Source organism: Streptomyces sp. NPDC002057 (assembly GCF_040296665.1).
GTDB lineage: Bacteria > Actinomycetota > Actinomycetes > Streptomycetales > Streptomycetaceae > Streptomyces.
Genome location: NZ_JBEOXR010000002.1, coordinates 1 through 25,321 on the forward strand (window position 1 = coordinate 1; position 25,321 = coordinate 25,321).

At 72.7% G+C, this 25,321-nt stretch carries 24 protein-coding genes and 2 tRNA genes; 16 read left to right on the forward strand and 10 right to left on the reverse strand.

Annotated elements, in window-relative coordinates; genetic code table 11:
• Window positions 1-120 precede the first annotated feature (120 nt).
• Window positions 121-642 carry an NUDIX hydrolase gene (locus tag ABT129_RS01810; protein WP_351895307.1) on the reverse strand — a complete coding sequence of 174 codons (522 nt, stop codon included), beginning with the start codon at window positions 640-642 and terminating at the stop codon, window positions 121-123.
• Entirely contained in the window at window positions 639-2,099 is a 1,461-nt protein-coding gene (locus ABT129_RS01815; RefSeq protein WP_351895309.1) for a zinc-dependent metalloprotease, read from the reverse strand. The genes ABT129_RS01810 and ABT129_RS01815 overlap by 4 nt, the downstream gene beginning before the upstream one ends.
• 214 nt (window positions 2,100-2,313) lie before the next feature.
• Between ABT129_RS01815 and ABT129_RS01820 the strand changes: the two genes are divergently transcribed.
• The 4 genes from ABT129_RS01820 (at window position 2,314) to ABT129_RS01835 (ending at window position 5,629) form a co-directional block, all read left to right on the forward strand.
• A complete protein-coding gene (locus ABT129_RS01820) occupies window positions 2,314-3,423 on the forward strand; it encodes an SDR family oxidoreductase (RefSeq protein WP_351895312.1) in 1,110 nt (369 codons plus the stop codon).
• Between the two features lie 128 nt (window positions 3,424-3,551).
• Complete coding sequence (locus tag ABT129_RS01825; protein WP_351895313.1) at window positions 3,552-4,013, forward strand: molybdenum cofactor biosynthesis protein MoaE; 462 nt, start codon at window positions 3,552-3,554, stop codon at window positions 4,011-4,013.
• Between the two features lie 329 nt (window positions 4,014-4,342).
• Window positions 4,343-4,474 (forward strand): hypothetical protein, encoded by a 132-nt coding sequence (locus tag ABT129_RS01830; RefSeq protein WP_351895931.1) that lies wholly within the window; start codon window positions 4,343-4,345, stop codon window positions 4,472-4,474.
• 66 nt (window positions 4,475-4,540) lie between these two features.
• Window positions 4,541-5,629, forward strand: a complete 1,089-nt coding sequence (locus ABT129_RS01835) for a YlbL family protein (RefSeq protein ID WP_351895315.1) — start codon at window positions 4,541-4,543, stop codon at window positions 5,627-5,629.
• A gap of 132 nt (window positions 5,630-5,761) precedes the next feature.
• Here ABT129_RS01835 and ABT129_RS01840 read toward each other — a convergent pair whose 3' ends face one another.
• Window positions 5,762-6,313, reverse strand: a complete 552-nt coding sequence (locus ABT129_RS01840; RefSeq protein WP_351895318.1) for a PPA1309 family protein — start codon at window positions 6,311-6,313, stop codon at window positions 5,762-5,764.
• Window positions 6,314-6,448: 135 nt separating this feature from the next.
• On the opposite strand from ABT129_RS01840, the gene ABT129_RS01845 reads away from it, so the two are divergent.
• The 4 genes from ABT129_RS01845 to ABT129_RS01860 all read left to right on the forward strand — a co-directional run bounded on the left by ABT129_RS01845 (window position 6,449) and on the right by ABT129_RS01860 (window position 11,767).
• Window positions 6,449-9,352: a UPF0182 family membrane protein gene (locus ABT129_RS01845; RefSeq protein WP_351895900.1), complete on the forward strand. Its 2,904-nt coding sequence runs from the start codon at window positions 6,449-6,451 to the stop codon at window positions 9,350-9,352.
• A 45-nt stretch (window positions 9,353-9,397) separates the two neighbouring features.
• Window positions 9,398-9,471: transfer RNA gene (locus ABT129_RS01850), tRNA-Met, on the forward strand.
• Between the two features lie 204 nt (window positions 9,472-9,675).
• The gene (locus tag ABT129_RS01855; RefSeq protein WP_351895320.1) at window positions 9,676-11,646 is read left to right on the forward strand and encodes a tetratricopeptide repeat protein; all 1,971 of its coding nucleotides are present in this window, start codon (window positions 9,676-9,678) and stop codon (window positions 11,644-11,646) included.
• A gap of 47 nt (window positions 11,647-11,693) precedes the next feature.
• Window positions 11,694-11,767: transfer RNA gene (locus tag ABT129_RS01860), tRNA-Met, on the forward strand.
• 126 nt (window positions 11,768-11,893) lie between these two features.
• Here the strand turns inward: ABT129_RS01860 and ABT129_RS01865 are convergent.
• A complete protein-coding gene (locus ABT129_RS01865; RefSeq protein WP_056558019.1) occupies window positions 11,894-12,313 on the reverse strand; it encodes a Fur family transcriptional regulator in 420 nt (139 codons plus the stop codon).
• A 149-nt stretch (window positions 12,314-12,462) separates the two neighbouring features.
• Here ABT129_RS01865 and ABT129_RS01870 point away from each other — a divergent pair, with 149 nt between their 5' ends.
• A complete protein-coding gene (locus ABT129_RS01870) occupies window positions 12,463-13,932 on the forward strand; it encodes a catalase (protein WP_351895322.1) in 1,470 nt (489 codons plus the stop codon).
• A 71-nt stretch (window positions 13,933-14,003) separates the two neighbouring features.
• Here ABT129_RS01870 and ABT129_RS01875 read toward each other — a convergent pair whose 3' ends face one another.
• Both ABT129_RS01875 and hisN read right to left on the reverse strand, forming a co-directional pair.
• Complete coding sequence (locus ABT129_RS01875; protein ID WP_351895325.1) at window positions 14,004-14,393, reverse strand: CBS domain-containing protein; 390 nt, start codon at window positions 14,391-14,393, stop codon at window positions 14,004-14,006.
• Between the two features lie 183 nt (window positions 14,394-14,576).
• The gene (gene hisN / locus ABT129_RS01880; RefSeq protein ID WP_351895327.1) at window positions 14,577-15,386 is read right to left on the reverse strand and encodes a histidinol-phosphatase; all 810 of its coding nucleotides are present in this window, start codon (window positions 15,384-15,386) and stop codon (window positions 14,577-14,579) included.
• 233 nt (window positions 15,387-15,619) lie between these two features.
• Between hisN and ABT129_RS01885 the strand changes: the two genes are divergently transcribed.
• Window positions 15,620-16,267, forward strand: a complete 648-nt coding sequence (locus ABT129_RS01885; protein ID WP_351895329.1) for a TetR/AcrR family transcriptional regulator — start codon at window positions 15,620-15,622, stop codon at window positions 16,265-16,267.
• On the opposite strand, the gene ABT129_RS01890 is transcribed toward ABT129_RS01885, so the two are convergent.
• The 4 genes from ABT129_RS01890 to ABT129_RS01905 form a co-directional block, all read right to left on the reverse strand.
• A complete protein-coding gene (locus tag ABT129_RS01890) occupies window positions 16,159-16,482 on the reverse strand; it encodes a DMT family transporter (RefSeq protein WP_189835288.1) in 324 nt (107 codons plus the stop codon). The genes ABT129_RS01885 and ABT129_RS01890 overlap by 109 nt on opposite strands.
• 91 nt (window positions 16,483-16,573) lie before the next feature.
• Window positions 16,574-17,587 carry a ribosome small subunit-dependent GTPase A gene (gene rsgA, locus ABT129_RS01895; RefSeq protein ID WP_351895332.1) on the reverse strand — a complete coding sequence of 338 codons (1,014 nt, stop codon included), beginning with the start codon at window positions 17,585-17,587 and terminating at the stop codon, window positions 16,574-16,576.
• 3 nt (window positions 17,588-17,590) lie between these two features.
• On the reverse strand, window positions 17,591-18,946 hold the full coding sequence (gene aroA / locus ABT129_RS01900; protein ID WP_351895334.1) for a 3-phosphoshikimate 1-carboxyvinyltransferase: 1,356 nt from the start codon (window positions 18,944-18,946) through the stop codon (window positions 17,591-17,593).
• Window positions 18,947-18,966: 20 nt separating this feature from the next.
• Window positions 18,967-19,653 (reverse strand): M50 family metallopeptidase, encoded by a 687-nt coding sequence (locus ABT129_RS01905; RefSeq protein ID WP_351895337.1) that lies wholly within the window; start codon window positions 19,651-19,653, stop codon window positions 18,967-18,969.
• Window positions 19,654-19,703: 50 nt separating this feature from the next.
• Here ABT129_RS01905 and ABT129_RS01910 point away from each other — a divergent pair, with 50 nt between their 5' ends.
• The 6 genes from ABT129_RS01910 to ABT129_RS01935 all read left to right on the forward strand — a co-directional run bounded on the left by ABT129_RS01910 (window position 19,704) and on the right by ABT129_RS01935 (window position 25,244).
• The gene (locus tag ABT129_RS01910) at window positions 19,704-20,519 is read left to right on the forward strand and encodes an SOS response-associated peptidase (RefSeq protein ID WP_351895339.1); all 816 of its coding nucleotides are present in this window, start codon (window positions 19,704-19,706) and stop codon (window positions 20,517-20,519) included.
• Window positions 20,520-20,566: 47 nt separating this feature from the next.
• The gene (locus ABT129_RS01915) at window positions 20,567-21,214 is read left to right on the forward strand and encodes an alpha/beta hydrolase family protein (RefSeq protein ID WP_351895903.1); all 648 of its coding nucleotides are present in this window, start codon (window positions 20,567-20,569) and stop codon (window positions 21,212-21,214) included.
• A 225-nt stretch (window positions 21,215-21,439) separates the two neighbouring features.
• Entirely contained in the window at window positions 21,440-22,096 is a 657-nt protein-coding gene (locus ABT129_RS01920) for a sigma-70 family RNA polymerase sigma factor (RefSeq protein WP_319311341.1), read from the forward strand.
• Complete coding sequence (gene rsrA, locus ABT129_RS01925; protein WP_351895340.1) at window positions 22,093-22,410, forward strand: mycothiol system anti-sigma-R factor; 318 nt, start codon at window positions 22,093-22,095, stop codon at window positions 22,408-22,410. The genes ABT129_RS01920 and rsrA overlap by 4 nt, the downstream gene beginning before the upstream one ends.
• 144 nt (window positions 22,411-22,554) lie before the next feature.
• Complete coding sequence (locus tag ABT129_RS01930) at window positions 22,555-23,937, forward strand: HD-GYP domain-containing protein (RefSeq protein ID WP_351895906.1); 1,383 nt, start codon at window positions 22,555-22,557, stop codon at window positions 23,935-23,937.
• Complete coding sequence (locus ABT129_RS01935; RefSeq protein ID WP_351895343.1) at window positions 23,934-25,244, forward strand: HD domain-containing protein; 1,311 nt, start codon at window positions 23,934-23,936, stop codon at window positions 25,242-25,244. Before ABT129_RS01930 ends, ABT129_RS01935 begins: the two co-directional genes overlap by 4 nt.
• Window positions 25,245-25,321 lie beyond the last annotated feature (77 nt).

Here is a 25,321-nt window from a genome sequence, read left to right on the forward strand (position 1 = left end):
GGTGGCGTTCGCGCGGATGCGGGCGATCTGGCGGTCGGTGGCCCGGCGGGTCTCGCGCAGGGAGCCGAGGGTGTCGGAGCCCCGCCCCCTTCCGTGTCCCGCCACGGGCCCGTCGTCCCCCTACAGGCGCGCCAGCGTGTTCTCCAGGAGACGGACCACCGACGTGTCCGCCACGCCCGCCACCTCCTCGTACGCGAACCAGCGCAGGTCCAGGGACTCCTCGCTGATCTGCTCCACCGCACCGGCCGGAGCCAGCGCCGCGTACTGCACGTCCAGGTGCCAGTGACAGGGCGCCGGGATCGGATGCCGGTCGAGCCGCACCGGACCGCCCGGCAGCAGGGTCAGCCCCGTGACCCCCGACTCCTCCGTCGCCTCCCGCAGCGCGGCCGCCTCGACCGTCGCGTCGCCCGGCTCGCAGTGACCGCCCATCTGCAGCCACATGCCCAGCTTCTTGTGCAGCGTCAGCAGCACCCGCCCGCGCGCGGGGTCGACCACCAGCGCGCTGGAGGTCAGATGCCCGGCCCCGCAGGGCTTGTACATGCCGTCCGGATGCGCCGCCAGGTGATCCAGGTACAGGTCACGCAGTTCCGCCTGGTCCCCGTACTCCTTGAGCACGAGGACCGCGTCGTCGTACAGGGTCACTTGGCGCCGTCGTCCTTGCCGTCGTTCTCGTCCTCGCCCTTGCCCTTGCCCTCGGAGCGGCCCTCGGCCGCCTCGCCGAGCATCTTGTCCAGCTCGGAGAAGTCGAGGTGCTCGCGGTGCACGAAGCCGTCCGGGTCGTCCAGGTCGGTCGCCGTCGGCAGCATGTCCGGGTGCTCCCACAGACCGTCCCGGCCGTCGACCCCGCGCGCGTCCGTGAGCGAGGCCCACAGGCGCGCCGCGTCCCGCAGCCGCCGCGGACGCAGCTCCAGGCCGATCAGCGTCGCGAAGGTCTGCTCGGCGGGACCGCCCGAGGCCCGGCGCCTGCGCAGCGTCTCGCGCAGCGCGTCCGCCGAGGTCAGACGGGACTTGGCGGCCTCGTGGACCACCGCGTCCACCCACCCCTCGACGAGCGCCAGCGCCGTCTCCAGACGGGCCAGGGCCGCCTTCTGCTCCGGAGTGTCCTCCGGCTGGAACATGCCCTGCTGGAGCGCCTCCTGCAGCTGCTCGGGGTGCGTGGGGTCGAGCTGGCCCACCGCCTCCTCCAGCTTCGAGGTGTCGACCTTGATGCCCCGCGCGTACCCCTCGACCGCGCCGAACAGGTGCGCGCGCAGCCACGGCACGTGCGCGAAGAGCCGCTGGTGGGCGGCCTCGCGCAGGGCCAGGTAGAGCCGCACCTCGTCGGAGGGCACGCCCAGGTCCTTGCCGAAGGCCTCGATGTTCAGCGGCAGCAGCGCGGCCCGCCCGGCGGGGCCGAGCGGCAGACCGACGTCGGTCGAGCCGACGACCTCGCCGGCGAGCGCGCCGACGGCCTGCCCGATCTGCTGGCCGAACATGGCGCCGCCCATGGAGCGCATCATGCCGATCAGCGGGCCGGCCATGGCCTGCATCTCCTCCGGCAGGACGTCGCCCATCGCGGCGCCGACCCGCTCGGCGACCGGGTCCACGAGCTGCTGCCACGCCGGGAGCGTCGCCTCGACCCACTCCGCGCGGCTCCACGCCACCGCCGTGCTCGCACCCGAGGGCAGCGAGGTCACGCCGTCCAGCCACAGGTCGGCCAGGCGCACGGCCTCCTGGACGGCGGCCTTCTCGGCCGGGCCCACGCTGGCGTCCTTCGTGCCGTCGGCGGTGCCCTGGGCCACCACCTGGCGCGCGATCTGCTTGGCCATGTCCCAATTCACGGGACCGCCCTCGTAGCTCAGCATCTGCCCGAGCTGCTGGAAGGCCGCACCGAGGTCGTTGGGGTTCAGCGAGCCGAACATCGCCGCGAACGGGTTGTCCGCGCCGCCGGGGCCGCCCATGCCGGGGATCCCGCCGAAGCCGAACGGGTTCGCCCCGAAGGGGTTGCCGCCCTGGCCACCGGACCCCTGGCCACCTCCGGCGGGGTCCTTCTTCTTGCCCTCGTCGCCGTTCTCCGGCTCCTCCGGCGGAAGGCCGAATCCGAATGGGGTGTCACTCACAGGTTTCCTCGGCTCGTAGGGCCGCCGGCCTCCTGCCGACGGCGACTGCCCGACCAGGGCCTGATCCGACAGGCCCCGCACACCACCAGCGTAGACATCCGGGCCGGAAATGGGCTCGGTGCTCCGCCGGGCCGTGCCCTGCGGCAGGATGGACGCCACCTGGTCCGTACGCGTCATCCGTGTACGTACTGAAGACAACCGCTGGAGACGCCCGGTGAGTTCCCCAGATCCACAGGTTCGCGGAGCGCGAAACCACTCAACCCGGTCCGCCGCGCGCGGCCCCGTCGTCGCGGTCACCGGCGCCGCTTCCGGCGTCGGTGACCTGCTGACCAGGCGCCTCGCCGCGTCCGACGAGATCAAGAAGGTCGTCGCCATCGACGAGCGCCGGGGCGAGGTCCCCGAGGCGCAGTGGCACATCCTCGACGTGCGCGATCCGGCCATCGCAGAGAAGCTGCGCGGCGCGGACGTCGTCGTGCACCTCGCCGTCGATCTCGACCTGGAGACCGACCCCGCCGCCCGGACGGCCTACAACGTGCGCGGCACGCAGACCGTGCTGACCGCGGCGGCCGCCGCCGGTGTGCACCGGGTGGTGCTCTGCACCTCCGCGATGGTCTACGGAGCCCTGCCCGACAACGACATCCCGCTCTCCGAGGACGCCGAGCTCCGGGCCACGGCCGAGGCCACCGGCGTGGGCGACATGCTGGAGATCGAGCGCCTCGGCCGCCGCGCCCCCCGCGCGCACCCCGGCCTCCAGGTGACCGTCGTCCGCCCGGCCGTCCTCGTCGGCGGTACGGACACGGCGCTGACCCGCTACTTCGAGTCGCCCCGGCTGCTCGTCGTCGCCGGTTCCCGGCCCACCTGGCAGTTCTGCCACGTCGACGACCTGGTGAGCGCCCTGGAGTACGCGGCCCTGGAGAAGGTCGAGGGGGAGTTCGCCGTCGGCTGCGAGGGGTGGCTGGAGCAGGAGGAGGTCGAGGAGCTCTCCGGCATCCGGCGCATGGAGCTGCCCTCCGCCGTCGCCCTCGGAGCCGCCGCCCGCCTCCACCGGATCGGGCTGACCCCGTCCCCGGCCGGCGACCTCGCGTACACCATGCACCCGTGGGTGGTGAGTGTCGGACGCCTGCACGACGCCGGCTGGCGGCCGAAGTGGACGAACGAGGAGGTCCTCACGGCGCTCCTGGAGGAGGTCGAGGGCCGTCACACGGTCGCCGGCCGCCGTCTGGGCCGCAAGGACGCCACCGCGGCCGGCGCGGCCGGTGCGACGGTGGCGCTGCTCGGTACGGCGGCGCTCGTCCGGCAGATGCGGAAGCGGCGCGGGATCTGACCCGGGCGGTCGCGGGGGTTCCCGGGGCCCCGCCGGGCGGCGGTCTGTAGGACCCTCCTACGGGCGGTTCCGACCGCCGGTCGAAACCGCTATTCCGGGATGCCGCGCGCGTGCGGCACGATGGGTCCATGGCACCGACGTTTGACCACCCGGGCGAGCAGGCCGCCGCCGACCCGATCAAGCTCCTCGCGATCCGGGAGACCCCGCTCTCCGTCGACGAGGTCTTCCGGGCGGTCGGCGACGACGCCTCCGGCGGTACGACGCTCTTCGTCGGCACCGTGCGCGACCACGACGGCGGCGCGGACGTCGAGGGCCTCGGCTACTCCTGCCACCCCAGCGCCGGCGCGGAGCTGCGGAGGGTCGCGGAGAAGGTCGTCGCCAACCACCCGGTCCGCGCGCTGGCCGCCGTGCACCGCGTGGGCGACCTGCGGGTGGGCGACATCGCGGTCGTCGTGGCGGTCTCCTGCGCGCACCGCGCGGAGGCCTTCGAGGCCTGCCGCAAGCTGATCGACGACCTCAAGCACGAGGTCCCCATCTGGAAGCACCAGACCTTCTCGGACGGCACCGAGGAGTGGGTAGGGGCCTGCTGAGCCCTCGCCCCCTGCTGGGGGTCCCCCCGGCCGGAGGCCGGGGGAGGGCAGGGGCCTGCTGAGCCCCCGCCGGGCGTCCCCCCGGCCGGTGGCCGGGGGTGTCCGGCGCGCAAGTCGGCGCGCCGACGCCGTGTAGCCGAACGCCCGATTTGCGTAACCGCCCCCCAAGCGCGAGCGTTGATCCCACAGATGACAGAGTCTGCTGATCAACTCACTGGGGATGGGAGGTCGGGATGGCAGCGCTGGCCTGGTTGCTGATTCCGCTTTTCGCAGTCGTCGGCGCGGCGATATGGGGAAGCTGGGCTTCGAGGAACAAGACCATAGGTGACGTGGCCGAACTCGCCGGCTACGCCCGTTTCCGGGACGCGATGGAACGCTCCCACCCCACGGCCCCCGATTCCGCCCGTCCGGAGCGCGAACCGGCCGCCGCCGGTGGTGTCACCACCTCGCCGTCGAGCTGACGCGGCCCGCCCCGTACGGCCCCGCCCCACAGGTGCACCCACAGACGAGTCCCGTACTGTCGTTCCATGCCACGCCGCACCGCGACGATGCTCGCCTCCACCCTGGTCCTGATCTGTCTGCTCATCGCGGGCGTCCTGATCCCGGTGCCGTACGCGGAGATGAGCCCCGGCCCCACGGTCAACACCCTAGGCGAGGCCCGTGGAGAGCCCGTCCTGCACATCGAGGGACGCAAGACCTACCCGACCGACGGGCACCTCAACATGACGACGGTCCGCGTCACGAGCGCGGACTACAAGATGAACGCCGTCGAGGCCGTGTACGGCTGGCTGGCCCACGACAACGTGGTGGTGCCGCACGACACGCTCTACCCGGACGGCAAGACCGAGGAGCAGTCGAGCCAGGAGAACGCCGAGGAGTTCAGCCAGTCCCAGGAGAGCGCCAAGGTGGCCGCCCTGGAGGAGCTGAACATCCCGGTCGTCTCCCGGGTCGTCGTCGGCACGGTGATCAAGGGCTCCCCCTCCGAGGGCAGGCTGCACGCCGGTGACGTGATCAAGGCCGTCGACGGCGTGCCGATCACCGCGCAGGCCGAGGTGGCCAAGCAGGTCGTGAAGCGCAAGCCCGGCCAGGACGTCGAGTTCACGATCGTCCCCGCCAAGGAGGCGGCCGCCGCCGAGAAGGCGCGCAGGGAGCCGACCGTCACCAAGAAGGTGGTCATCACGACCACCACCTCCGAGGAGGGCGACCGGGCCGTCGTCGGCATCCAGGCCGGCACCGACCACGTCTTCCCGTTCACGATCGACATCAACCTGGCCGACGTCGGCGGCCCCAGCGCCGGTCTCATGTTCGCCCTCGGCATCGTCGACAAGCTCACCCCGGAGAGCCTCACCGGCGGCAGGTTCGTCGCCGGTACCGGCACCATCGACGACGAGGGCAAGGTCGGCCCGATCGGCGGCATCGAGATGAAGCTGGTCGGCGCGCGCAACGCCGGCGCCCAGTACTTCCTCACCCCGGCCGACAACTGCGAGACCGCCGCCGCGGACACGCCCGACGGGCTCACCCTCATCAAGGTGGACACCATCGACGACGCGACGAAGTCCCTGGAGAAGCTCCGCAAGGGCGACACGAAGTCCCTCCCGAGCTGCTCGAAGAGCTGACGCCCGACGCCGCCCGCAGGGGCGGCGGCGCGGAGACGCCGAAGGGGCGCCCGGTCGACCTGACCGCGCGCCCCTTTTCCGTACCCGGGTCCCGGTGTCCGGGGCCCGGGGAGACTTCCGTACCGCCGGGGCTCAGACCTCGAAGGTCGCCGCCAGTGCCTCGGCGAGGCCCGGCACCAGGTCGGGGCCGGTCAGGACCTCGGTGGCGGTGTCCTTCTCGCGCAGCCGGATCGCCGCCTCGCGGGCACCGCCCCGCAGCACCGCCACGGTCATCCGCACCTCCTGCCGGTCCGGGTGGGCGGCCACCCACTTGGCGAGCTGCTTCTCGTTCAGGCCCTGCGGGACCTGGGCCTCCGCCGACGGGGGCAGCATCAGCCGCTCCACCGTCATGGCGCAGCCGGCCACGGCGTCGGGCCAGGCGACGGTGCCGAGGAACTCGTCGAGGGGCTTCCCGCGCGGCAGCTTCTCCTGCTCGATCGGGGTGTAGGCGGTGGCGTCGTCACCCAGGCCCAGCTGGGAGGCGAGCGCGGGTTCCTTGGCGCGCAGCCGTGCGGTGTCGACCAGGGCGAAGAGGCGGGCCGGCTGGTCCCAGCCGAGGCCCGCCGCGTACTCGTCGATCTCGAGCACGGTGCGGGTGAGGGGGCTCGCGGCCATCGCCGGGCCGGAGGGGGAAACGTTGGACATGACCAACATCCTGCCTCCTCTTCCCCTGAACACGGGAACTAGGTAAAGCCTCAGTAAGTTGCATCAGTGGGCTCTACGATCGCGGGGCCTGCTTTCAGACGCATCAACATCGAGGGGCGCACGTTGGCTTTCCAGATGCCGGACCGCGGCGGTAGCCCGTCCGGGCCAAGGATGAGAGTCGGCCGGCCGTCCCGGCGGGCCCGAACCCTGCTCATGACACTCGGGGTGCTGGCCGTGCTGGCCATGGCGTTCGTGATGTTCGCCGGGTTCTGGACGGACTGGCTCTGGTACCGCTCGGTCAAGTACTCGTCCGTGTTCACGACGACGCTGTGGACCAAGGTCGGGCTCTTCGCGGTCTTCGGCCTGCTGATGGGGCTCGCCGTGGGCCTGAACATCTGGCTGGCGTACCGGCTGCGGCCGCCGCTCAGCGCGATGTCGCTGGAGCAGCAGAGCCTCGACCGGTACCGGATGGGCCTGGCCCCGTTCAAGAAGTGGGTGCTGCTCGCGGTCACCGCCCTGGTGGCGCTGATCGCCGGCGCCTCCGCCTCCGGCCAGTGGCGGACCTGGCTGATGTGGGTCAACGGCGTGAAGTTCGGCCAGAAGGACCCGCAGTTCGGGCTCGACGTGTCGTTCTACGCCTTCGACCTGCCCTGGTACCGCTTCCTGCTCGCCTTCGGCTTCGCCGCCGCCATCCTGTCGCTGATCGCCGCCGCGCTCACGCACTACCTGTACGGCGGACTGCGGATCACCAGCCCGGGCGCGCGTGCCACCGCCGCGGCCACCGGTCACCTCTCGGTGCTCCTCGGTGTCTTCGTGTCGCTGAAGGCCGTGGCGTACTGGCTCGACCGGTACGGCCTGGCCGTGAAGTCCAGCGACTTCAAGGCCACCGGCAACTGGACGGGTCTGCGGTACGTCGACGCCAACGCGTACCTTCCGGCGAAGACCATCCTGTTCTGCATCGCCGCGATCTGCGCCGTGCTGTTCTTCGCCACGCTCTGGCGCCGCACCTGGCAGCTGCCGGTGATCGGCTTCGGTCTGATGGTGCTCTCCGCGATCCTGATCGGCGGCCTGTACCCGGCCATCGTGCAGAAGTTCCAGGTCCAGCCGAACGAGCAGGCCAAGGAAGCGCCGTACATCCAGAAGAACATCGACGCGACCCGCAAGGCGTACGCGATCGACGGGACGAAGCCGGAGAACTACTCGGGCAAGTCGACGGTGAAGGCCAAGGACAAGCTGCGCACGGACGCCGACTCGGCGGCCAGCTACCGCGTCCTCGACCCGAACATCGTCTCGCCGACGTTCCAGCAGCTGGAGCAGAAGCGGAAGTACTACCAGTTCCCGACGACCCTGGACGTGGACCGCTACGCGGGCAAGGACACCGTCGTCGGTCTGCGTGAGCTCAACATCAAGGGCATCCCGAAGCGCAACTGGATCAACGACCACTTCACGTACACCCACGGCTACGGCGCGATCATGGCCTCGGGTACGCAGACGGACGCCAACGGCTCCCCGATCTTCACCGAGGCCGGCCTGCCGACCACGGGGACGCTCGGCCCGTACCAGCAGCGGATCTACTACGGCGAGAAGACCGACCAGTACTCGATCGTGGGCGGCCCGCAGAAGGAGCTGGACTACGAGGAGAACGGCGAGAAGACCACCAGCTACCAGGGCAAGAGCGGGGTCAACCTCTCCAACACGTTCAACCGCGCCGCGTACGCGGTGGCCTTCAGCGAGCCGCAGATCCTCTACTCGGGGGCCATCGGCGAAGGCTCGCGGATCCTCTACAACCGCACGCCCAAGGAGCGCGTCGAGGCGGTCGCCCCCTGGCTGACCATCGACGGCGACGCCTACCCGGCGGTCGTGAACGGCAAGATCCAGTGGATCATCGACGCCTACACGACCACCAACGGCTACCCGTACGCCTCGCGCACCACGCTCGGCGACACCACGGCCGACTCGCTGACCGTCGGCAACCAGCAGCGCGCGGTCGTCGCCCAGCAGAACCAGGTCAACTACATCCGCAACTCGGTGAAGGCCACCGTCGACGCCTACGACGGCACGGTGACCCTCTACCAGTGGGACACCCAGGACCCGGTCCTGAAGACCTGGATGAAGGCCTTCCCGGGCACGGTCAAGGCGAAGACCGACATCAACGCCGACCTGATGCAGCACCTGCGCTACCCGCAGGACATGTTCAAGGTCCAGCGCGAGCTGCTGACCCGCTACCACGTCACCGACCCCGCGCAGTTCTACAGCGGCTCGGACGCCTGGCAGGTGCCGGACGACCCGACCAACAAGGACGGCAACGCGGTCCCGCCGTACTACCTGAGCATGAAGATGCCCGGGGACACGGCGCAGCGCTTCTCGCTGACGACGACGTTCACGCCGAGCGGGCGGCCCAACCTGGGCGGCTTCATGGCGGTCGACGCCGACGCCACCAGCAAGGAGTACGGCCGGCTGAGACTGCTCCGGGTCACCGAGGACGTGCCCGGTCCGGCCCAGGTGCAGAGCAAGCTGAACGGTCTGCCCTCCGTGGCCACCTTCGTCCGGGACATGAAGGGCGCCGACTCCGACATCCAGTACGGCAACCTGCTGACCGTCCCGCTCGACGGCGGCTTCCTGTACGTGGAGCCGGTGTACGCCCAGGGACGCAACGCGCTCTACCCGCTCCTGAAGAAGGTCGCGGTGTCGTACGTGGACGCGGACCAGCCGGACGGTGACACAACCAAGGACACCACGGTGTTCGAGGACAACCTCACCAAGGCGCTCAACGCGGTCTTCGGGGTGGAGGCGCCCACCACACCGCCGCCCACCTCGCCGACGACCCCGCCGGGCACCACCAACCCGCCGCCGGCCACCAACGACGCCGCGCTGAAGCAGGCGATCGCCGACGCGCAGAAGGCGTACGACGAGGGCGAGGCGGCCCTGGCGAAGGGCGACTGGACCGCGTACGGCAAGGCGCAGGAGGACCTGCAGGCGGCCCTCCAGCGGGCGGCCGAGGCCGGAGCGAAGCTCAAGACGACGGGATCAAGCGGCTGACCTGAGGTTTTCCACCCCGCGACCGTGGTACTGTTGGTTCACCGACGCGGGGTGGAGCAGCTCGGTAGCTCGCTGGGCTCATAACCCAGAGGTCGCAGGTTCAAATCCTGTCCCCGCTACTCAGAGGACGAGGGCCCGGATCCATAAGGATCCGGGCCCTCGTCGTGTGTCGGCGTGCGAGGGGGGTCCGAAGCACGGTAGGGAAGGGGCGAGTTGGCGTGAGTCGTGTTTGACTTGTCTCTCTGTGGGCATGTCGACAAAACGCTGAGTGACCTCACTGGCTGCGGTATACCAGGTGTGCTCGGGTTGCGGGTGGTGCGACGATGGTATTTATGGGGGACAGGGCAACTCTGTTGGAGACAGGGCGGTTTGTGCAGCGGCACGCCAGGAACGCCGCAGACGAGATCATCGAGGCAGCGGGGGCCGTCGATGCGGCCGTCGACACCACCGCCGAGACCGATGCCGACACCGAGAACGAGACCGAGACCGAGGCCCGCCACCGGCGCGCCGCCGAGCGCGGTGACCTCGCCTCGATGAGCGCCCTCGGCGCCCTCCTCCTGCGCCGCGGCGACCTCGACGGAGCCGAGCCCTACCTGCGCGGCGCGACCGCCGAGGGCGACCGGGCCGCGGCCAACAACCTCGGGGTCCTGCTGCACCAGCGCGGCTACGCCGAAGAGGCCGCCGGCTGGTGGCGGGTCGCCGCCGTCGCCGGCTCCGCGCCCGCCGCCCACGCCCTCGGCCGCCACCACCGCGAGCGCGGCGACGAGCCCGCCGCCGAGTACTGGCTGCGCCAGGCCGCCGAGCAGGGCCACGCCCTCGGCGCGTACGCCCTCGCCGACCTCCTGGAGCACCGCAGCGACGTCGGCGCCGAGCGCTGGCTCCGCGCCGCCGCCGAGCAGGGCCACCGCGAGGCCGCCTACCGGCTCGCCGTCGCCCTGGAGCGCCGCGCCACCGAGACGACCCGGGGCCCGCACGACACCGGCACCCGGCTGCCCGTGCCCGGCGCCGGCGCGGTCCTGCCCACCGGCGCGCCCGCGACCGGCGCGGGGGCCGCCGCGGGGCGCGCCGCAGGCGAGCCCGGGGGAGAGCCGACCGAGGCCGAGCAGTGGTTCCGGCAGGCCGCCGCGCGCGGCCACCGGCGGGCCGCGCTCCACCTCGGCGCGATCCTGGAGCACCGCGGCGAGCTCAAGGAGGCCGGCCGCTGGTACCTCAGCTCCGCCAAGGAGGGCGAGGCCAAGGCCGCCTGCGCGCTCGGCTTCCTGCTCCGCGACGCGGGCGACGAGGAGAGCGCCGCCGTGTGGTGGCTGCGCGCCGCCCAGGACGGCGACGGCAACGCCGCCAACGCGCTCGGAGCGCTGCACGCGGCCCGGGGCGAGCAGCAGACCGCCGAGCGCTGGTACCGGGCCGCCATGGACGCGGGCGACGTCAACGGCGCCTACAACCTCGGGCTGCTCTGCGCCGCCCAGGACCGCATCCCGCAGGCCGAGCAGTGGTACCGCAGGGCCGCCTACGCGGGCCACCGCGAGGCCGCCAACGCGCTCGCCGTGCTGCTCCTCCAGGCCGGCGACGCCAACGGCGCCGAGCCCTGGTTCTCCAAGGCCGCCGAGGCCGGCAGCGTGGACGCCGCCTTCAACCTGGGCATCCTCCACGCCGGCCGCGACGACGACCGCACGGCCCTCGTCTGGTACGAGCGGGCCGCGGCGGCCGGACACACCGAGGCCGCCCTCCAGGTCGGCATCGCGGCGCTCCGGGACGGCGACGAGCGGACCGCCGAGCGGCACCTGCGCTGCGCGGCGGGCGGCGGCAGCGCGGAGGCCGCCTTCCGGCTGGCCTCGGTGCTCGACGCGCGCCGGCCCGACCCCGGCCCCGCCGTCCTCGGCGCGCCCCGGGAGGAGAAGACGGAGTGCGAGGAGTGGTACGAGCGGGCCGCCCAGCAGGGGCACCGGCGCGCCCAGGTGCGGGTCGGCATGCTCGCCGCCGGGCGCGGCGACCTGGCCGAGGCCGACCGCTGGTACCGCGAGGCGGCGGAGGCGGGCAGCCGCAACGGCGCCTTCAACCTCGGGCTGCTCCTCGCCCGTGAGGGCAGCGAGCGCGAGGCGGCCCTCTGGTGGACCCGGGCGGCCCGGGCCGGGCACGGCCGCGCCGCCCTGCGGCTCGCGCTGCTCGCGGCGCGCCGCGGGGAGCTCACCGAGGGGCGCCACTGGTGCGCCCGCGCGGTGGAGCTGGGCCCGGCGGAGGTCGCCGAGCGGGCGGCCCGGCTGAGCGAGGCGCTGCACCAGGAGCTCACCGCCTAACTGATTTGCGCTGGTCGCGGGCGGTCCCGTAGAGTCGGGTCTACCGACGCGGGGTGGAGCAGCTCGGTAGCTCGCTGGGCTCATAACCCAGAGGTCGCAGGTTCAAATCCTGTCCCCGCTACTCAGTAGCAACGAAGGCCCGGATCCGATCACATCGGATCCGGGCCTTCGTCGTGTGGGCGTTCGCCGGAGGGACGGCGGACACGCGGAAGGCCCCCGCCACGGCGGGGGCCTTCCGCGTGTCCGGTCAGGCGGTGGTGGCGCAGCTCGGGCAGATGCCGCGGTAGGTGACCTCGACGTTGGAGATCGTGAAGCCGAAGCGCTCGGTGTCCGGCAGGTCGGCCAGCGGGTCGCCGCCCGGGTGGACGTCACGGATCGCGCCGCAGCGGCCGCAGACCAGGTGCTGGTGCGGCCGGTGGGCGTTGGGGTCGTACCGCTTGGCGCGTCCGTCGGTCGCGACCTCGAGGACCTCGCCGAGGGTGACCATCTCGCCCAGCGTGTTGTAGACGGTCGCGCGGGAGATCTCGGGCAGGCGCGTCACCGCGCGCGCGTGGACCTCGTCGGCGGTCAGGTGTACGTGGTCCCCGTCGAGGACCTCGGCCACGACACGCCGCTGCGCGGTCATTCGCCAGCCGCGTCCGCGCAGTCGTTCCAACAGGTCACTCATGGGGGTCAGCGTAACAGTCGCGGGGCCCGGTTCCGAATAGGTGTGACTTTAGAGCTCTGCTTGACTTGGACAATGTCTATTGTAGGATTTCGTCAGGCATCGGCCGGGAGTCTGTACGCGGGCCGGCCGAAGGACAGGACACGCAGGACATGACGCAGGAGGCGCTCGTGACGCAGGGACCGCTCACCACGGCGACCGGGGCTCCGGTCGCCGACAACCAGAACAGCGAGACCGCGGGCGCCGGCGGGCCGGTCCTCCTCCAGGACCAGCTGCTCCTGGAGAAGCTCGCCCACTTCAACCGCGAGCGCATCCCGGAGCGCGTGGTCCACGCGCGCGGAGCCGGCGCGTACGGCACCTTCACGCTCACCCGTGACGTCTCGCGGTGGACGCGCGCCGCGTTCCTCTCCGAGGTCGGCAAGGAGACCGAGACCTTCCTGCGCCTCTCCACCGTCGCGGGGAACCTCGGCGCGGCCGACGCGGTGCGCGACCCGCGCGGCTGGGCGCTGAAGTTCTACACCGAGGAGGGCAACTACGACCTCGTCGGCAACAACACCCCGGTGTTCTTCATCAGGGACGCCATCAAGTTCCCCGACTTCATCCACACCCAGAAGCGCGACCCGTACTCGGGCTCGCAGGAGGCGGACAACGTCTGGGACTTCTGGGGCCTCTCCCCGGAATCGACCCACCAGGTCACCTGGCTTTTCGGCGACCGCGGCATCCCCGCCTCGTACCGCCACATGAACGGCTACGGCTCGCACACGTTCCAGTGGAACAACGAGGCCGGCGAGGTCTTCTGGGTCAAGTACCACTTCAAGACCGACCAGGGCATCAAGAACCTCACCCAGGACGAGGCCAACCGCCTCGCCGGCGAGGACCCGGACTCGCACCAGCGCGACCTGCGCGAGGCCATCGAGCGCGGCGACTTCCCGACCTGGACCGTGCAGGTCCAGATCATGCCCGCGGCCGACGCGGCGACGTACCGCTTCAACCCGTTCGACCTCACCAAGGTGTGGCCGCACGAGGACTACCCGCCGATCGAGATCGGCAGGCTGGAGCTCAACCGCAACCCGGAGAACATCTTCGCCGAGGTCGAGCAGTCGGTCTTCAGCCCGGCGCACTTCGTGCCCGGCATCGGTCCGTCCCCGGACAAGATGCTCCAGGGCCGGCTCTTCGCCTACGGCGACGCCCACCGCTACCGCGTCGGCGTCAACGCCGACCACCTGCCGGTGAACCGCCCGCACGCCACCGAGGCGCGCACCCACTCCCGTGACGGCCTCCTCTACGACGGCCGCCACAAGGGCGCGAAGAACTACGAGCCGAACAGCTTCGGCGGCCCGTTCCAGACGGACCGTCCGCTGTGGGGGTCGACCCCGGTCACCGGCGGCACCGGCCACCACACCGCCCCGGTCCACTCCGAGGACGACGACTTCGCGCAGGCGGGCACCCTGTACCGCCTGATGTCCGAGGCCGAGAAGGGCCGGCTCGTCGGGAACCTGGCGGGCTTCATCGCCAAGGTCTCGCGCGACGACATCGCCGAGCGGGCGATCGACAACTTCCGCACCGCGGACGCTGACTTCGGCAAGCGGCTGGAGGCCGCGGTCCAGGCCCTGCGCGGCTGAGGGCGCTTGCCGTCGGGAGGGCGGGCCGGACCCCGGGAGGGGTCCGGCCCGCTTTCGCGTGCCGGGGCGGCTCAGCCCGCCACGCTGTGCACCGGGATCCAGCAGCGGATGATGTCGCGCACGGAGACGATGCCGACGGGACCCCGGTCGTCGAGGACCACGAGATGGCGGAAGCCGCCCCGGGTCATCGCCTCGGCCGCCTCCGCCAGGGTCCAGGCGGGCGCGGCGAAGACGACGTCGCGGGTGGTGTGGGAGCCGGCCGTCTCCAGGTCGGGGTCCTGGTCCCGGGCGAGGGAGTTGAGGACGTCGCGCTCGGTGAGGATGCCGAGGCCGCCGGCGTCGGTGTCGAGGACGACGGCCGCGCCGACGCGGCGCGCCGCCATCAGCCGGGCCGCCTGTCGGAGGGTGTGTGCGGGGCCGATGGTGAGGACCACGGTGCTCATGGCGTCACGGACGAGCATGGGCGGAGCCACCTCCTTGGTGAATCGTTCCCGCCTTCGACGAGAAGGGATTCACAAGTTCACAAGTGGGGGGACCCTCAGAGTGACACCGGGGGAGGAGGCCGACAAGGGGGCGCGCGAGGCGCCCACGGGGAGCGACGAGGGCGCTCGGACCGGGGCGTCGTCACCTCACCGGCGGGACGCTCAGGCCCGCGCCGGCTCCTGGTTGAGGTAGCTCAGCAGCTCGCCGTGGAGCAGACCGTTCGACGCCGCCGCGTTCCCGCTGTGCGGACCGTGCCGACCGTCCAGGCCCGTGTACGTCCCGCCCGCCTCCTGGACCACGACCGCCACGGCGGCCATGTCCCACAGGGACAGCTCGGGCTCCGCGCAGATGTCCACGGAACCCTCGGCGACCATCATGTACGGCCAGAAGTCGCCGTACGCCCGGGTCCGCCAGCACGCGCGCGTGAGGTCCAGGAAACCGTCGAGACGGCCCTGCTCCTCCCAGCCGCTCAGCGAGGAGTACGCGAAGGAGGCGTCCTCCAGGGTGGCCACCTTCGAGACCCCGATCCGGGTCGCCGAGGCCAGACTCCGGCCGGTGTACGCACCGAGGCCCTTCGCCGCCCACCAGCGCCGGCCGAGCGCCGGGGCCGACACCACGCCCACCACCGGCTGGAAGCCGGTCTTCCCGGCCTCCATCAGTGCGATCAGGGTCGCCCAGACGGGCACCCCGCGCACGTAGTTCTTCGTGCCGTCGATCGGGTCGATCACCCAGCGGCGCGGGCCCGAGCCCTCCACGCCGTACTCCTCGCCCAGGATCGCGTCGCGCGGCCTGGCGCGCTGGAGCTGCCCGCGGATCAGCTCCTCGGCCGCCTTGTCGGCCTCGCTCACCGGGGTCATGTCCGGCTTCGTCTCGACCTTGAGGTCGAGCGCCTGGAATCGGTCCATGGTGGCCGCGTCGGCGGCATCGGCGAGGACGTGGGCGAGACGCAGATCATCGTGGTAATCGGCCATGGTCGGCACTCTATCCCCGCGCGATCACCGCACGGAGAACCGTCCACCGGAGCGGGCCGACCCGCCGGGAGCCTTGACAGTGCGTGGTCGTCTGCCGACGCTGGGGCACACGACCCGTCGTCCGTCGACGCCGGACCCGCGGTCCGTCGTCTTCCGGCGCCGGGCCCGCGGTCCGTCGTCCGTCGGCGCCGGGCACACCGCCGCACACAGGAACGTCCGGTCCGGGAGGCGCCGTGCCGACTGCCCGCGAGGCCCTGCTCGACGCCGCGTTCGGCGCGCTCCAGCACCGGCCGTGGTCCACCGTGCGGATGGCCGACCTCGCCGCCGCCGCCCGGGTCTCCCGGCAGACCCTCTACAACGAGTTCGGCAGCAAGGAGGGGCTCGCCCGCGCCCTGGTGCGACAGGAGGCCGACACCTATCTCCAGGGCGTCCGGCGGCTGCTCGCCGCCCCGGCCCCGCCCGAGCGGAACCTGCTTGTCGTCGCCGAGTGGATCGTGACCCGGGCCGCCTCCCGGCCCGTGCTGCGGGCCCTGCTCACCGGCGCCTGGGACGAGCGGCTGCCGGCGCCCCGGCCGGCCAGGGCCGGCGCCCGTCCGGCGGCCGTCCCCGCCCAGCGCCGCGCCGACGCGGGGCCGCCCGCGCCCGGCGAACTGGTGGCGGCGACCGCGGCCTGCGCGGGGGAGTGGGCGGCGGTCTGCGAACTCGCGGTCCGGCTCGCCCTCAGCCATGTCGTCGCGCCCGTCGTCCCCTCGGTGGAGTGGCCGGGGGACGGTCAGTGGGCGGAGCCCGACAGCTGGAGCCCGATCACCCCGGCGATGACCAGGCTGATCGAGACGATCTTGAGCGTGGAGACGACGTCACCGAGGAAGACCATCCCGTAGATGGCCGTGCCGGCCGCCCCGATCCCGGTCCACACCGCGTACGCCGGACCCACGTCGAGCTTCCGCAGGGCCAGCGTGAGGAGGCCGAAGCTGCCCAGGGCGAAGGCCGCGAACGCGACCGTCGGCCACAGCCGGGTGAAACCGTGCGAGAGCTTCAGACAGACCGCGAAGCCCGTCTCCAGGAAACCCGCGACCACCACCAGCAGCCACGCCATCGTCAGTGCCTCCCACGCTTCGGTGACTGCTTCGTCGCACTTGGTGCGATTATGCACTTACCGATCGTGGGCGCCCGTAAACGCGGACGGCTCAGTCGCCCTCGCGTCGCTCCCGCGTCGAGAGCAGCCGGCGCAGGGAGACGAGCCGCGCCGGATCGGCGTGCCCGTCCGCCACCCACGCGTCGAGCGCGCAGTCCGGCTCGTCGTGGCTGCACGCGCGCGGGCAGTTCTCCGTCCCCGGCACGAGGTCGGGGAAGGCGAGGATCACCCGGGACGGATCGACGTGGTGCAGGCCGAAGGAGCGCACGCCCGGGGTGTCGATGACCCAGCCGCCCTCCTTGTCGTTCAGCGGCAGGGCGAGCGCCGAGGTGGTGGTGTGCCGGCCGCGGCCGGTGACCGCGTTGACCACGCCCGTGGTCCGCCGCCGGTCCGCCGGGACCAGGGCGTTGACCAGCGTCGTCTTGCCGACACCGGAGTGCCCCACGAACGCGGTGGTCCGGCCCTTGAGGTGCTCGTGGACCCGCTCGGCCGCCACCCCGTCCACGAACTCGTCGCGCGTGGTCACCACGTACGGCACACCGAGCGCGCCGTACATGTCCAGGAGCGCGTCCGGCGGCGCCAGGTCCGACTTGGTGAGGACGAGCAGCGGGGTGAGGCCGCCGTCGTACGCCGCGACCAGACACCGGTCGATCAGGCGGGGACGCGGCTCGGGGTCGGCGAGGGCGGTGACGATCGCCAGCTGGTCGGCGTTGGCGACGACCACCCGCTCGTACGGGTCGTCGTCGTCGGCCGTGCGGCGGAGCACCGAGCTGCGCGCGCCGATCCGGACGATCCGGGCCAGCGTGTCCTTCTCGCCCGACAGATCGCCGACGATCGAGACCCGGTCGCCGACCACGGCGGCCTTGCGGCCCAGCTCGCGCGCCTTCATCGCGGTCACGAACCGGTCGTCGACCAGACAGGTCAGCCGGCCCCGGTCGACGGTGAGGACCATGCCCTCGACGGCGTCCTCGTGCTTCGGGCGGATCGTCGTACGGGGACGGGTGCCCTTGCGGTTGGGCCGCTGGCGGATGTCGTCCTCGTCGGTGTTCTTGTTGTAGCGCCGCATGGGTCAGGCACCGAGCATTTCGGTCCACATCCTCGGGAAGTCCGGCAAGGTCTTCGCCGTCGTCGCCACGTCCTCGATCTCCACGCCCTCGACCGCGAGGCCGATGATCGCGCCCGCCGTCGCCATGCGGTGGTCGTGGTACGTGTGGAAGACGCCGCCGTGCAGCGGGCGCGGGCGGATGCGCAGACCGTCCTCGGTCTCGGTCACGTCTCCGCCCAGCTCGTTGATCTCCTTGGTGAGCGCCGCGAGCCGGTCCGTCTCGTGCAGCCGCAGATGGGCGACGCCGCGCAGGGTGGACGGGGAGTCGGCGAGCGCGGCGACCGCGGCGATGCCGGGGGTCAGCTCGCCGACCTCGCCGAGGTCCACGTCGATGCCGTGGATCCGGCCCGTGCCGGTGAAGGTCAGACCCGCCTCGGTCAGCTCGCAGACTCCACCCATCTCGGTGAAGATCTCCCGCAGCGCGTCACCGGGCTGGGTGGTCCGCGCGGGCCAGTCCGGGACCGTCACACGGCCGCCGGTCACCAGGGCGGCCGCCAGGAACGGCTGCGCGTTCGACAGGTCGGGCTCGACGACCAGGTCCCGGCCGCGCAGCGCGGACGGGGCGACCCGCCACACGTTCGGCGCGCCGCCGTGCTCCGGCTCGTCGACCTGGGCGCCGACCGCGCGCAGCATGTCGACCGTCATCCGGATGTGCGGCAGCGAGGGCAGCCGCGTGCCCACGTGCCGTACCTCGACGCCCTGGTTGAAGCGGGGCGCGGAGAGCAGCAGGGCGCTGACGAACTGGGAGGACGAGGAGGCGTCGATCTCGACCGTCCCGCCTTCCAGGCCGCCGCCGCCGTGCACGGTCATCGGGAGCGCGCCCCGGCCGTCGTCGTCGATGCGGGCGCCGAGCGCGCGCAGCGCGTCGATCACGCCGTGCAGCGGGCGCTCGTGGGAGCGGGGGTCGCCGTCGAAGCGGACCGGGCCGTCGGCGAGCGCCGCGACCGGGGGCAGGAAGCGCATGACCGTACCGGCGTTGCCGACGTCGACGGTCGCGGGGCCGCCCAGCGGGGAGGGGATGATCCGCCAGGCCTCGCCGGAGCCGTCGGGGCTCCCCGCGGCGGAGGAGCTGGACGACACGGTCTCCTCGATGCGGACGCCGAGGGTACGGAGCGCCTCGGCCATCAGGAGGGTGTCGCGGGAGCGCAGCGGGCGGCGGAGCCAGCCGGGTTCCGAGGCGAGCGCGGCCAGGACCAGGGCGCGGTTGGTGACCGACTTCGATCCGGGCACGGTGACGGTCGCGTCGACGGCACCGCGGGCGTACGGGGCGGGCCAGAGATCGGTGGACGGATCGGTGTGCGCGGAAGCAGCTGCGGTCATGGACTCACTGTACGGGGGAGTCAGTAGCCCAGGAGCCAGCGCCCGCCGCCGATCAGGGCACAGATCGAGACCGCGTGGAAGAAGGACAGCCACACTCCGGCGGGCACGTGGGTGAGCCGCGCGAGCTGGTCCGCGTCCGAGTCGGGGGCACCGCCGTGGCGCCGCTTCGCCTGGAGCTCGAAGGCCGGCCGGACGCCGCCGACGAGCAGGAACCAGACCGCCGCGTACGCGAAGGCGCCCTGGACCTCGGGGTCGGCCAGCAGGGAGACGAGGAGGAAGGCGGCGCTCGTCAGGAGGACGGTGAGGATGCCGTACGCGTTGCGGACCATCACGAGCAGCGCGAGGAGCAGGGCGGTGGCGATCCACAGGAGCAGGGTGACGTGGCGGGTGCCGAGGAGGGCGGCGCCGCCGAGGCCGAGCAGCGGGGCGGCGGGGTAGCCGGCGGCCAGCGTGAGGACCACGCCGACGCCGGTCGGACGGCCCCGGCTCACGGTCAGTCCGCTGGTGTCCGAGTGCAGCCGGATCGCTTCGAGCCGCCGGCCGGTGGCGAGGGCGAGGAGTCCGTGACCGCCCTCGTGGGCGATGGTGATCGCGTTGCGGGCCGGCAGCCAGAGGGTGCGCAGGACGACCAGGGCCAGCGCGCACGCTGCGGTGGCGTAGACGATCCACTCGTCGGGGGCGGGCTGGGTGCCGAGGATCTCTGTCATTTCTCGGACGGCTCCTCGGTCGGGTTCGGGATCGTGGCAGTGTGGCACGCATGTGCGGACGGTATGCGGCGAGTCGGCGGCCCGAGGACCTCGTCGACCTCTTCGGGATCGAGATGAGAGAGCCGGAGGAGACTCTGGCCCCGGACTGGAACGTGGCCCCCACCAAAGAGGTCTGGGCCGTTCTGGAGCGTCCTCTGAAAGACGCAGAGTCCCGGCGTCCGGTTCGCCAGCTGCGCGCACTGAAATGGGGCCTCGTGCCGTCCTGGGCGAAGTCGCCGGAGGGTGCCGCCCGGATGATCAACGCGCGCGCGGAGACCGTGGACGAGAAGCCCTCCTTCAAACGGGCCTTCGAGGCCCGCCGGTGCATCCTGCCCGCCGACGGCTACTACGAGTGGGTGACCGGGGCCGGGGAGCGGGACCTGGAGGTCGAGGGGAAGCGGAAGCGGGCCCGCAAGCAGCCGTACTTCGTGACCCCGGCGGACGGCTCGGTCTTCGCGATGGCCGGGCTCTACGAGTTCTGGCGCGACCCGACGCTTCCCGGCGACCATCCCTCCGCGTGGTGGGTGACCTGCTCGGTGATCACCACCGAGGCGGAGGCCGGGCCGCTCGCCGCGGCCCCGGCCGAGGGCCCGGGCTCGCTCGCCGAGATCCACCCCCGGATGCCGCTGATGCTGACGGAGGACCGCTGGGACGCCTGGCTCGACCCGGCGCGCACCGGCCCGGAGGAGCTGCGCGGGCTGCTCGCCGCGCCACCGGAGGGGCTGATGCGGGCCTACCCGGTGGCGACCGCGGTCAGCAACGTCCGGAACAACGGCCCGGAACTTCTGACGGAACTGGAGGGCCCGGAGGAGGGCACGCTCTTCTGAGTGGCGGTCTCCCCCCGGCCGGACGGCAGGATGGGGGCGTGACCGACGTGACACAGATCGAGACCGTTCCCACCGACGCCGGTGAGGCCCGCGTCACCTGGTACGAGGGGACGGAGCCGTGCGCCGTGCTCGCCCTCGGCCACGGTGCCGGCGGTGGCATCGAGGCCCGCGACCTCCGGGCCCTGGCCGCCGCGCTGCCCGCCCGGGGCGTGACCGTCGCCCTCGTCGAGCAGCCCTGGCGGGTCGCGGGGAAGAAGGTCGCGCCCGCGCCGAAGACCCTCGACACCGGCTGGCGCGGACTCTGGCCGGCCCTCGCCCGGCCCGGCCTCCCGGTGGTCGCGGGCGGGCGCAGCGCCGGCGCCCGCGTCGCCTGCCGCACCGGCCGTGACCTGGGCGCACACGCCGTCCTCGCGCTGAGCTTCCCGCTCCACCCGCCGGGCAGGCCGGAGAGGTCCCGCGCCGACGAACTCCTCGGCACCGGGCTGCCGACCCTCGTCGTGCAGGGCGGCAACGACCCGTTCGGACGCCCCGGGGAGTTCCCGGACGGCCCGTACGACCTCGTCGAGATCCCGTTCGGGGACCACGGATTCGCCCTCCCGGAGCGGGCGCCGCTCGGCCAGGAGGAGGCCGTGGAACGGCTTGTCGAGGGGGTCGCCGGATGGATCTCCGGGCTGTTCCCGGAACGGGAATGCTGAGCCGGGGGCCACTGTTGTTCCGTGCGTCGGTGAGAGAGCAAGGAAGAGGGAGTCCGTCGCATGGGTTCGACCATCTGCCCCAAGCGTGCGCAGGCCGCTGACCTCGACTGGACAGTCCTGCCCGCGCCCAAGGGCGCCCCGATTCGGGCGGCGGTCGGAGGGGTTCCTCGTCTATCCTCCGAAACGAGCGGGTCCGCCCTCGGGCTCGCCGCGGCGCTGGAGGAGGTGGGTCCGGTCACTGGGACCGACACAGGGACCGACGACGGCCCCGAGGAGACGACCGAGGAGCGCAACGCGCGCTTCGAGCGGGACGCCCTCGGCTACCTCGACCAGATGTACTCGGCCGCGCTGCGCATGACGCGCAACCCCGCGGACGCGGAGGACCTGGTGCAGGAGACCTACGCCAAGGCGTACGGATCCTTCCACCAGTTCCGTGAGGGTACGAACCTCAAGGCCTGGCTGTACCGCATCCTCACGAACACCTTCATCAACTCGTACCGCAAGAAGCAGCGTGAGCCCCAGCGCAGCGCCGCCGAGGAGATCGAGGACTGGCAGCTCGCCCGCGCCGAGTCGCACATGTCGACCGGCCTGCGTTCCGCCGAGTCGCAGGCCCTCGACCACCTGCCCGACTCCGACGTGAAGGCAGCCCTCCAGGCGATTCCGGAGGAGTTCCGCATCGCCGTCTATCTCGCGGATGTCGAGGGCTTTGCGTACAAGGAGATCGCGGACATCATGGGGACACCCATCGGTACGGTGATGTCCCGACTGCACCGGGGACGCCGCCAGCTGCGCGGCATGCTCGAGGACTACGCTCGCGACCGCGGGCTGGTACCCGCGGGCGCCGGAGAGTCGTCGAACGATCTGAAAGGCTCGGGCTCATGAGCTGCGGAGAGCCGCACGAGACGGATTGCTCAGAGGTCCTGGATCATCTCTACGAGTTCCTCGACAAAGAGATGCCCGACAGCGACTGCACCAAGTTCGAGGTGCACTTCGAGGAGTGCTCCCCGTGCCTGGAGAAGTACGGTCTGGAGCAGGCGGTGAAGAAGCTCGTCAAGCGCTGCTGCGGCAGTGACGACGTCCCCACCGACCTGCGGTCCAAGGTCATGGGCCGGATCGACCTGATCCGCTCCGGACAGCTGGTGCCCGAGCAGGAGATCGCGCCGATCGTGCCGACGACCCCGGCCACCCAGGAGTAACACCCCACAGCGGGAACGGAGGCCGTCGCGGCGAGACCGCGGTGGCCTCCTTCGTATATCAGCTTGTATCACCCGATGGTGCGAATCAGCGCCACCGCGCCGCCCCCGGCCGCCCCACTCGCTAGCGTGACGGGGGTGATGGGCGTGAAGGTCATTCCGCGAGCGGCCCGCGTGTACGTCGGCTGCGCCGTGCTCGGAGCCGGGGCGTCCGCCCTGCCCGCCCTGCGCCCCGGCGCGGCCACCCCCTGGGGCACCGTCGCGCTCCTCGCCGCCCTGTACGCACTCTGCGAACTGCCCGCCCGCTGCCCCCTCCTGGGCCGGGCGCTCGGCGGCCACGTCCCCAGGGGCACCGGCTCCTTCTTCCCCGTCCTCCTCGCCGCCGCCCTCCTCCTGCCACCCGCGGCGGCCGCGCTCACCGCGCTGCCCGGCAGCCTCCTCGCCCGCGTCGAGGAACCCCCGGCCGCGCCCCGCCGCGCCTGGCGGGCCGCCGCCACGGCCCTCGCCGTCTGGGCCGCCGCCCACGCCGCCGACGCCCTGAGCTGCTCCGGCGCCCTCGGGCGAGGCCCCGACGCCCCCGACTTCCCGTACGCCCTGCTGCCCGCGGGCGCCGCCGCGCTCACCTTCTGCCTGGCCCTGACCGCCCTCGACGGCGGCATCCGGGCGACGGCCGACGGAGTGCCGCTCCGGGCCGCCTGGCGCGGCCTCCTCGGCCGGGCGCTCGCCCCGCACGCCGTGCACGGGCTCGCCGGGCTCATGATGGCCGTGCTCTGGCGCAGCACGTACGGGCCGGTCGCGGCGCTCTTCGTGCTCCTCCCGATGTACATCTCCTGCTGGATCTTCGCCCAGTACCACCGCGAGCGGGCCGCCCACCAGGCCACCATCCGCGCCCTCGTCCAGGCCGTCGACATCAAGGACCGCTACACCCGGGGCCACAGCGAACGCGTCGGGCACGCCTCCGTCCTGATCGCCCGTGAACTCGGCATGGCCGGGGAACGGCTCGACGTCGTCCGGTTCGCCGGCATCCTCCACGACGTCGGCAAGCTGGGCGTCCCCACCCGGGTCCTCCGCAAGGACGGGCCGCTCACCCCGGAGGAGCGCCGGATCATCGAACTGCACCCGGAGTACGGACACGAGATGGTCCGGGGCATCGGCTTCCTCGGCGAGGCGCGGGCCGCGATCCTCCACCACCACGAACGCATGGACGGCGGCGGCTACCCGTACGGGCTGCGCGGCGAGGAGATCCCCGAGTTCGCCCGGGTGGTGGCCGTCGCCGACGCCTTCGACGCCATGACCTCCACCCGCTCCTACAGCCGGGCCCGGCCGGTGCCGGCCGCCGTCACCGAACTGGAGCGGTGCGCCGGCAGCCACTTCGACCCCCGGATGGTCGCCGCCCTCGTCCGGGCCCTCGACCGGCACGGCTGGCAGCCCGCCGCCACCGCCGACGAGACCTCCCCGCACCCCGAGCAGGTGCCTTCGCCGCGCGAGCGGGACACCTCGTCGCCCGCCCGGTCCAAGGAGCGCGCATGAGAAGACCGGCGCGCCCCCGGCCCGGGGCCGTCACCGTCGGCGCCGTGTACGGAGCCGCGCTGCTGCTGAGCCTCGCCGGCCTCGGCACCACCCTCTGGTACGGCATCGAGCAGCCCGGCAACGCCCTCGCCTTCGGCGCCCTCGTCGCCCTCGGCGAACTCGCCCGCTGGGGCGCCCCACGAGACATGGGGGCACCTCCCGTGCTCGAAGAGCCACGGGGGAGCGAACCCGCGCCGCTCGCCGCCGCCGGGGCCCTCGCCTACGCCCTGCTCGGGGCGAGCGCCGGGACCGCCACCACCCACGGCGTCCTCCAGATCGTCGCCGTCGTCGTCGCCGCGGGCCTCGCCGGGATCGTCCCCCACCTCGCCCGCGGCCTGGACCCCGGCCTCGACCACCTCGCCCGCCGCGTCCTCACCGTCGGCTTCGCCGCACTCTGCTTCCAGCCCCTCTCCACCGCGGGGGCCGTCGTCGCCCACCTCGGCGAGGGCCCGCCGTACGCCCTCTTCCTCGTCGTCCTCCTCGTCCTGACCGCCCTGTGCGACGCCGTGCTCGCCGCGCTCGTGCTCCGCGCCCGCACCGGATTCCCGTACGGCCCCCTCCTCCGCGACGAACTGCGCGCCCTCCTCGGCATCGGCTCCGCCGTCTGCGCCACCGGCGCCGTCATGGCGCTCGGCGTGGCCGCCGCCGGCCTGTGGGCGCTGCCCGTCCTCGCCGTGCCGCTGCTGCTCACCCAGGTCTCCTTCCGGCGGTACGCGGCCGTGCGCACGGTCAACCGGCAGACCATCGCGTCCCTCGCCCGGGCCACCGAGATCGCCGGCTGCACCCCGCCCGGGCACGCCCGCCGGGTCGCCGCCCTCAGCGCCGCCGTCGGGCGCGAGCTGGGCCTCTCCGGTGCCCAGCTGACCGTCCTCGAACACGCGGCGCTCATGCACGACATCGGACAGCTCTCCCTCGTCGACCCGGTGGCGGGCGGCGCCACCGCCCTCCTCCCGGCCGAGGAGCAGCGCCGGATCGCCCTCCTGGGCGGCGAGGTCGTCCGCAGGACCGGTGTCCCCGAGGCCGTCGCCGTCGTCGTGGAACGCCAGGCCGACCCGTACCGCGAGCAGCCGCCGGCCGCCCGGATCGTCCGGGCCGTGAACGCCTACGACGACCTCGCGGGCGGCGACGGCGCGGGAGCCGCCCTCGCCGCCCTGGAGCGGCTCCGGCTCGGCACCGCCCGCGACTATCACCCGGATGTCGTCGAATGCCTGGCCAGGGTCCTGGCGCGGGGCGGAGCAGCTGGGGTGACCTCTGCCGTCCCTGGGTAACCCATGGGTAATGAGCGCGCGTCCGACCGGGCATGGTTGGATGCGAACAAGAGGGTGAAGCGACCGGCAGGCGGGAA